Annotated in this window: 6 protein-coding genes and 1 pseudogene; 4 read left to right on the plus strand and 3 right to left on the minus strand. The window is 72.0% G+C overall.

What is annotated here, in order from left to right:
• The first annotated feature begins 34 nt into the window (after positions 1-34).
• From AB0L29_RS34575 to AB0L29_RS34585, 3 genes and pseudogenes are all read left to right on the plus strand, one after another.
• On the plus strand, positions 35-991 hold the full coding sequence (locus tag AB0L29_RS34575; protein ID WP_365833174.1) for a helix-turn-helix domain-containing protein: 957 nt from the start codon (positions 35-37) through the stop codon (positions 989-991).
• Positions 992-1,091: 100 nt separating this feature from the next.
• Entirely contained in the window at positions 1,092-2,090 is a 999-nt protein-coding gene (gap, locus tag AB0L29_RS34580) for a type I glyceraldehyde-3-phosphate dehydrogenase (protein WP_365833176.1), read from the plus strand.
• 22 nt (positions 2,091-2,112) lie between these two features.
• Positions 2,113-2,229: pseudogene (locus AB0L29_RS34585) on the plus strand (IS5/IS1182 family transposase); the annotation flags it as partial.
• A 513-nt stretch (positions 2,230-2,742) separates the two neighbouring features.
• Here the strand turns inward: AB0L29_RS34585 and AB0L29_RS34590 are convergent.
• From AB0L29_RS34590 to AB0L29_RS34600, 3 genes are all read right to left on the minus strand, one after another.
• Positions 2,743-3,606 carry a hypothetical protein gene (locus AB0L29_RS34590; protein ID WP_365833178.1) on the minus strand — a complete coding sequence of 288 codons (864 nt, stop codon included), beginning with the start codon at positions 3,604-3,606 and terminating at the stop codon, positions 2,743-2,745.
• Positions 3,607-3,912: 306 nt separating this feature from the next.
• Positions 3,913-5,160, minus strand: coding sequence for a hypothetical protein (locus tag AB0L29_RS34595; RefSeq protein WP_365833180.1), 1,248 nt, complete (start codon positions 5,158-5,160; stop codon positions 3,913-3,915).
• 156 nt (positions 5,161-5,316) lie between these two features.
• Complete coding sequence (locus tag AB0L29_RS34600) at positions 5,317-6,168, minus strand: helix-turn-helix transcriptional regulator (RefSeq protein WP_365833182.1); 852 nt, start codon at positions 6,166-6,168, stop codon at positions 5,317-5,319.
• 86 nt (positions 6,169-6,254) lie between these two features.
• Here AB0L29_RS34600 and AB0L29_RS34605 point away from each other — a divergent pair, with 86 nt between their 5' ends.
• On the plus strand, positions 6,255-7,037 hold the full coding sequence (locus tag AB0L29_RS34605) for an SDR family oxidoreductase (protein ID WP_365833184.1): 783 nt from the start codon (positions 6,255-6,257) through the stop codon (positions 7,035-7,037).
• The last annotated feature ends 427 nt before the right edge of the window (positions 7,038-7,464 follow it).

The raw sequence follows: 7,464 nt of genomic DNA on the forward strand, positions 1-7,464 counted from the left end.
TGGTCCGGCCCCATGACCTCGTACTCTGTTCCCCGTGTCCTCCTCTCGTCTGCGTCGCGTCGCCGTCCTGGTGCTCGACGGTGCGAAGCCGCTCGATGTCGGCATCCCCGCGCAGGTGTTCACGACCCGGGCGAGCATGCCGTACGAGGTTCGGGTGTGCGGCGCGGCGCCCGGCCTCGTGACCGGCGGCGACGGCCTGTCGTACCACGTCGCCCACGGCCTCGACGCGCTTGCGTGGGCCGACATCGTCTTCCTCCCCGGCTACCGGTTCCCGGACCGCGACGACCCGCCGCAGGCCGTCGTCGACGCGTTACTCGCCACCCACCGCCGGGGCGCGCGGCTCGCCGCCATCTCGACGGGCGCCTTCGCCCTCGCCGCCACAGGCCTGCTCGACGGCAAGCGCGCCACGACGCACTGGCACTACTCGCGGGCGCTGGCGGCGAAGCATCCGCTGGTCCGGGTCGACGAGAACGTCCTGTTCGTCGACGAGGGCAGCGTACTGACGTCGGCCGGGGCCGCCTCGGGCCTCGACCTGTGCCTGCACATTCTGCGCGGCGACCTCGGGGTGGCCGCCTCGAACCACGCCGCCCGGCGTCTGGTCGCGGCGCCGTACCGCAGCGGCGGTCAGGCGCAGTACGTGCCGCGCAGCGTGCCCGAGCCGCTCGGCGAGCGGTTCGCCGCCACTCGCGAGTGGGCGCTGCACCGGCTCGGCGAGCCCCTCACCCTCGAGATGCTCGCCCGGCACGCGGCGGTCTCACCGCGCACGCTGTCGAGACGCTTCGTCGAGGACACGGGCTACACGCCGATGCAGTGGGTCATGCGCGCCCGTATCGACATGGCCCGTGAGCTGCTGGAGCGCTCGCAACGCAGCGTCGAGCAGATCGCCGCCGACGTCGGTCTGGGCACCGGCGCCAATCTGCGGCTGCACTTCCAGCGCATCCTCGCCACCACGCCGAGCGAGTACCGGCGCACCTTCGCCCGGGGCGAGTAGCCACGGCCTGGCGCGATCCTTTTGAACCGTGGCGCTCACAGCGCGGTCACGAGCGGACACCGCGCGCGAGGCTGGTGGCGAACCGGAAGGGAGAGCATTCATGACCCGCATTGCCATCAACGGATTCGGCCGCATCGGACGCAATGTGCTGCGCGCGCTGCTCGAACGCGACAGCGGCCTCGAGGTCGTCGCCGTCAACGACCTCACGGAGCCCGCCGCCCTCGCGCGGCTGCTCGCCTACGACACGACGGCCGGCCGGCTCGGCCGTCCGGTGACCGTCGACGGGGACGCGCTCGTCGTCGACGGCCGTCGCATCACGGTGCTCGCCGAGCGGGAGCCGGCGCGGCTGCCATGGGCCGAACTCGGCGTGCACATCGCGCTCGAGGCGACCGGCCGCTTCACGTCGGCCAAGGCCGCCCGCGCGCACCTCGACGCGGGCGCGGAGAAGGTCCTCGTCAGTGCGCCGTCGGACGGCGCCGACGTCACGCTCGCGTACGGGGTCAACACCGCCGCCTACATCCCGGCCGTGCACAGGGTCGTCTCGAACGCCTCGTGCACGACCAACGCGCTCGCGCCGCTGGCTGCGGTGCTGGACGAACTCGCCGGCATCGAGCACGGCTTCATGACGACGGTGCACGCCTACACGCAGGAACAGAACCTGCAGGACGGACCGCACCGCGACGCCCGCCGGGCCCGCGCCGCCGCCGTCAACATCGTGCCCACCACCACGGGAGCCGCCAAGGCGATCGGCCTGGTGCTGCCGAACCTCGACGGAAAGCTGTCGGGCGACTCGATCCGCGTGCCGGTTCCCGTGGGCTCGCTCGTCGAGCTCAACACGACCGTGACCCGGGACGTGACACGCGAGGACGTGCTGGCGGCGTACCGCGCCGCGGCACAGGGGCCGCTCGCGGGCATCCTCGAGTACTCGGACGACCCGCTCGTGTCGTCCGACATCACGGGCAACCCGGCTTCGTCGATCTTCGACTCGGCCCTCACCCGCGTCGACGGCCGCCACGTCAAGGTGGTCGCCTGGTACGACAACGAGTGGGGTTTCTCGAACCGCGTGATCGACACGCTCGAACTCCTCGCCACGCGCTGACGGGACTCCGGGAACCCCGGGGCCGGTCCTGGCGGCCCGGCGCCTCGAGCGCCGCCGCCGGGCCCCGGCCTGCGGGGGTCCTCCCGAGCACGAGCTGCGCGGGATCGTGAACGCCATCCCGTACGCGGACCGCACCGGATCGCCGCCGACGGTACGTCCGTTCCGGCCGGGGTGACGGTGTGGGCGGCCGGGTGGAGCGTCGCCCACCCGGCCTTCGGCATGCCGAAGCGCAAGCGGCGCCGGGTCAGCGCGCCCGGCCAAGCCGGTGTGCGGGTCGCCGCGCAGGCCTTCCGCCGTGGACAGCGCAGCCATCGATCGGTCCGAGGCCGGCCGGGGCCGGGGCCCGGCGGCCCGAGCCCCTCCGAAAGGCGACGCGACACCCGGCCCGGCCTGCACCTTCGAGCAACGCGGATCGGTGTCCTCGGCCGCACTGACCCCCATGGAGCGTCCCTCACCGGTCGTGCGGACCGCCCACGTCCCGCACGGTGCCTTCGTGTGCGGCCACGCCGAGATCGCCGCGGGCGGCGAGCGCGACGTCCTGGCCGCCGAACGCAGAAAACGAGCCCGCACCCGGAGGGAGAAGGGCATTCGACGGGGCGGACGACCGGTCCCCGCAGCCCGGCCCCACCGGCGAACCCACCCGGTCACGGCATCAGTGGATGCCGAAGCCGCCCGGGCTGAAGTAATTGCTGGAAGGACCGTAGGTCCGGCTTTGCGAGCGGCTCTTCTCAGTGCTCCGTGGCCACCGGTCGACCAGCACACCGGTGAGCTGCTGCCAGGCCAGCTCCTTTCTGCCGCTGTCGTGCCACTCCTCCAGCCCGAGACCGGTGTTGTACAACCACGTGACCTCCGTGTACTCGTCCCGCGAGCGCTCCTCGGTGAGCGCGGCCTGCACCTGCTCGGGGGTGAGCCCCGTCCGCATGCGGCCGCCCTCCGTTTCCCGCGCGCGGTCGACGGTCTGCAGGAAGATCTCGAAGACCTGGTCTCCTCCGCCGTGGCCCGGGCGCAGGCGGTACCCCCAGACGGGCCGGCCGGGAGCCTCAGCCATCGCCGCGGCCCGCTCCGCGCGCGCCCGCCGATCGCGCTCACGGCATTCCTGTTCCGCCTGCTCCCACAGCGCGCGCTTCCTGCGCTTCTCCTGCTCACGTACGGTCCGGACGTACCGGGTCAGGTCGCCCGCCTGCTCCCGGTAGTCCCGGTAAGCGGTGAGCACGTCGCGCCGCAGACGTTCCATGGTGGTGGGGTAGCCGGCGCGCAGCCGCCGGTTGCGCCGGGCATGGCGGACCCGCCAGAGGACCCGAGCGAGCAGGCCGGACTTCGGGTACAGGTGAAGGCTGGCCTGGCGGTTCTCCTCGTCCACCGTCTTCATGGCGCGCAGGAACGCCTCGGTGGCGGCGTACCAGCGTTCCGCGTCCGCAGCGGGAGCGTAGACGAAGTCGTACCGTTGCCGGTCGGGAGATCCAGGGCTGAGGGCGCAGTAGAGGAGGTCGCTCTTGCCGGCCTCTTCGTCCCTCATATGCGGCATGCCGATCCGGTTCGGCGTGGAAGGCCACTCCGGTAAGGAGCACAGAACCAAGTCGCTAAGGCTCGTGTAATGGAGTCTCCTGCTGGTGTTCTCGGTCATGACCGGCCTGCCCTTCCCCGGCGGAACTCGCACGAATCCCCTCCAGGTGCTACCCGCCGGCCGGCCTGCTCCCACATCCTCTGAGCCCGCGACTCGTCATGGTTCTTCGCCGCTGACGTTGTCGAGGCTGTCGCCGAGGTCGCCGACGCGGCGGAAGGAGCCGTCGGGACGCACCACGCAGCACCAGGTGAACACCCTTCAGGTCCAGTTCGGCGACAGCCCGTTGGGCTCTCCGTACGGCACCGGTCGGCCGGTGAGGGCGTCCAGGAGAATCCGGTCGCCGAGCGGCTCTTGCAGCTTCACTCCCACGCTCTGTTCGATCATCTCGGCGGTGCAGGGGCCGCTTCGTGCCCCAGCGATGGAGGCGTACAGCACTACGCTTTCGTCCGTCTCCAGCGCCTTGACGACGGGTCCGTCGTCGCACGCTCCGTGTGTGGCCCTCACCGTGATGGATCGGCCGTCCATCGCCGTTCCGGCCAGCTCGGTGACACGCTGGAGACCGCCGGCGGACCCTTGCCGAGCTTGCCCGATCGGCGGCCTGGGAAGCTTCGAGGGGATGACTGCGACACGCTTGAGGGGGGCGTCGTAGCCTTCCAGCGTGAAGAGCCATGCGGCGACGGTCGCCCTGCCTCGGCTCGTCACGATCGTCGTCGTGCCGAGCCTCGCCCCCTTCACGGTCAACCGGGGCCCGTCACTGTGGTCGAGGGCGAACGACTGGTACGCCTTCTTCGCCCCCGTCAGCGGGCGGGTGAGAGTGTCCCCGTTTCCCCAGTCCACTTCCCCTTCCCCGGGGGCGGTGGTCGGCAGATCGCCGCGCAGGACGAAGTTCCGTGTCCTGTAGGCCCGCTCGTCCGCCTTGCTGCGCCAGCCGGATTCCGGCTTCTGCAGCACGCCGGCCATCGGGTAGTAACCCCGGCTCCAGGAAGCGGCGGCCGCGGATGTCCGCCAGGCGTCGGCCACTCGACGGGCGCGTTCCTCCTGCTTCCGCAGCGACTGAGAGGTCGCACGGCCATCGTCGGCGCGCTGATCATCGCCGCAGCCGGCAAGGAGGCAAGCGCTCAGGAGGAGTGCCGGCGGCAGGCTGACGAGACGCTTCGCGTGCGTGTGCATGGAGTCCTCCGTGGGGCGGTCGACGACGGCTTCCCTGCTGAAAGCATGGCGCGGGGATTCTTCGGTGCTCGGCGCTGGATCCCGGTCCACACCTTCGACGCGGAGGGGCGCATCCGGGTTCGCTCGCGGCCTTCCCGCCGGATCTCCGCAGGGCTGGTCGGCGCAGCCGGCGCCCGGCTGGATGCCCAGCGCGGTCCCCTCGCTGAGCAGGGGCCCTTCGCTGTCAGCACGCACAGCGCGGTTACTCGCCTCGATCACGTGGCGGAGCGTCGTGCCGTCGTCGTAGGCGGCCGTCGCGTCCGTCGCGAGCACCGTGCCCACCACGTCCCGGCTCATGAGTCGTGTCGACGCCGCCACTCATGGTGCCGGGCGGTCGCTTCCACCTTGCCGGAGTGTCACTCCGGGGGCGGTGCCGGACGAGGAGACCGCGGCCGGCCGGCTCGGCGAGTCATCCCCTGGCGGCGAGGGTGTCCGCCGTGGCCGGCTGCGACGCTACCGCAGGTAATCACCGGCCTCGGCTCCAAGGACGTTCAGGAGAGCCAGAGCCTCGGCGCCGGGGGATCCCGGCGGCGCGCTGTAGAGCACGAGGTGCTGGTCGCGGTCCGGGAGCGTGAGCCTGTCGCAGTCGACGGTGATCTCCCCGACGACCGGGTGGCGGAAGGTCTTCGTGAGCACCGGCACGGCCTGCACGTCGTGCTGCTCCCAGAGCCGGGCGAAGTCGGGGCCGGCGTCGCGGAGCTCGTCGACGAGGCCGGTCACCGCGGGATCCGCCGGGTAGCGGGCGAGGGTGGCACGGAGTTCCATGACGACGTGGTGCCGGAACTCGGCGGCGTCGGAGATCCCGTACGGGGCCGCGTCGGGCCGCGCCGGCCCGAGGAATGCCCGGCGCGCGAGATTGCGGTCCTTCGGGGCGAGCCCGGCGAAGTCCTCCATGAGCGCGGCCGCGAGGTCGTTCCACGCGAGCACCTCGAACACGGCGGATATCACGACGGCGGCCGTCTGCGGCAGCCGCTCGAGGAGCGCGAGGACGCTCGGGCGGACGTCGCGCCGGTGCAGCCGGGTACGGCTCGGCGCGGTACCCGCGAGGACGTGGAGGTGGTCGGACTCGGCGTCGGTGAGCCGCAGAGCGCCTGCGATCCCGGCGAGGACCTCGCCCGACGGCCGCGGCGCTCTGCCCTGCTCGAGCCGGACGTAGTACTCGGTGGAGATGTGCGCGAGGACCGCCACCTCCTCACGGCGCAGACCCGGTGTCCGGCGGCGCGGGCCGGAGGGGAGGCCGACGTCCTGCGGCCGGAGCCGCTCGCGACGGCTGCGGAGGAACGCCCCGAGCTCCTGTTTGTCCATACCCCGAGTCTGCACGCTGCGCGGCGCCGGATCCTGGTACTGCCTGTGCCTGTATCCGGACTGGAGGCCGACCTGACACTGCCGTCATGACGAACGACACCGACATCGCACCCATCGGCCTGCTCACCGGCAAGGTCGTGTTCATCACCGGCGCCAGCCGCGGCATCGGTGCCGCGGCAGCCCGGCTCTTCGCCTCCGAGGGCGCCGCCGTCGTGCTCGCCGCCCGCAGCACGGACGCCCTCGACCGCATCGTCACCGAGGTCCGCGCCGGGGGAGGCATCGCCGACGCCGTCACCCTGGACCTCGCCGACCGTGCGAGCATCCGCGCGGCGGTCGACCGCGTCGAGGAGCTGCACGGACGGCTCGACGGCGCCTTCAACAACGGCGCGGCCATCCAGCAGCCCGGTCCGCTCGACACCACCAGCGACGAGGACATCGACGAACAGTTCGCCGTGAACTTCCGCTCGCACTGGACCGCCATGACCGCCGAAGCCGCACTCATGCGACAAAACGGTGGTGGGGCGATCGTCAACACCTCCAGCATCGGCAGCCGCCGCGCGAACCCCGCCCTCCCCGCATACGGCGCCATGAAGCGCGCGCTCAACAGCATCACCGAGACCGCCGCCGTGACCTGGGCTCCCCAGGGCATCCGGGTGAACGGCATCACCCCCGGCGGCACCGCTACCGAGATGATCGACGCGTGGGAGGCGGCGACCCCCGGCGTCGTCGAGCGGATCAACGCGTCGACCCCGCTCGGCCGCATGGCCGAGCCCCGCGAGATCGCCGAGGTGGCCGCGTGGCTGCTCAGCGACCGTGCCTCGATGGTGACCGGCGCGATCGTGCCGGTCGACGGCGGCGCCGGCGCCTGAAGCGGCGCTGTTCAAGGCCGACGCGGAACGCGTGCGTGACGGGGTGGGGCCGTGGGCCTTCGTCGCCGGCGGTCTCCCCTTCCCCGAAGACCTGCTCGTGCGTACCGGTGCCGCCCCGGTCGTTCCTCACCGTCGCCGTGTGACGGCCGGCTTCCTGCCGGAGGCCCCGGTACCGGCGAGCGGCCGTCCACGAACCGCAGCGGTGATCGCACCGAGCGCGGCGAGGCCAGGCGCATCGTGGCAGCGCTCCACAGGGTGCCCCGAAGCCACGCCCACACCCGGTTCCGGAACGAAAGCGATCAACACGTCGAGACGCCCCGGCGGACGCTAGGTGTGCTGTCCCGGGACGTTGGTGACACGCGTGCTGGGTGCTTGAAGAGGTGAGGGCCTTCTGGGTTCGGTGTGGATTGCGAGATCTACGACCGGT

It is taken from the genome of Streptomyces sp. NPDC052701 (genome assembly GCF_040678355.1).
GTDB lineage: Bacteria > Actinomycetota > Actinomycetes > Streptomycetales > Streptomycetaceae > Streptomyces.

Coding starts and splice junctions, on each gene's coding strand:
- AB0L29_RS34600 (WP_365833182.1), bottom strand. CDS start 6,168: ATGGACAAACAGGAGCTCGGGGCGTTCCTCCGCAGCCGTCGCGAGCGG.
- AB0L29_RS34590 (WP_365833178.1), bottom strand. CDS start 3,606: ATGAGGGACGAAGAGGCCGGCAAGAGCGACCTCCTCTACTGCGCCCTC.
- AB0L29_RS34605 (WP_365833184.1), top strand. CDS start 6,255: ATGACGAACGACACCGACATCGCACCCATCGGCCTGCTCACCGGCAAG.
- AB0L29_RS34595 (WP_365833180.1), bottom strand. CDS start 5,160: ATGAGCCGGGACGTGGTGGGCACGGTGCTCGCGACGGACGCGACGGCC.
- gap (WP_365833176.1), top strand. CDS start 1,092: ATGACCCGCATTGCCATCAACGGATTCGGCCGCATCGGACGCAATGTG.